The sequence below is a fragment of the Acinetobacter sp. GN11 genome (genome assembly GCF_054823985.1).
This window is the reverse complement of the sequence record NZ_JRVL01000353.1, coordinates 1-368: the sequence shown is the minus strand read 5'-3', so window position 1 is coordinate 368 and position 368 is coordinate 1. Positions and strand designations below refer to the sequence as shown.

Genomic DNA, 368 nt, shown 5'->3' with positions numbered 1-368 from the left:
CTTTATATTTTGTTTACCTCTCCATCAACTGTCTTATTTTCAATTTAAAATAATACGTTGCTTTTACTTTTGAAAGAAATCTATATACCCATTAAACGAACTATATTCGCTGTTTCATAAGGTAAGAGAGCAAATTTATATACATTAACAGTTTTAAATTTGCTCCCCATGCTAAAGAAGCACTTACTTATTTAGCCTGAAATTTCATATTGAATTTTCTTGCTTGCTTTCTTACCTCAGGATTTGAAGGCAAAGTAAATGGGCTTGCACGCCAGATCGCTTTTTCAATACTTGTTTTAAATTTTTGTTCTTCTTTATCTAAGAAGATGATTTGCTCAATTTCCCCAGTGTCAGTTAAAAATACTTTA

At 30.2% G+C, this 368-nt stretch carries 1 pseudogene; it reads right to left on the bottom strand.

The features are described 5' to 3' along the window. Positions 1 to 187: 187 nt before the first annotated feature. A pseudogene (locus tag NL42_RS19200) lies at positions 188 to 368 on the bottom strand (energy transducer TonB); the annotation flags it as partial.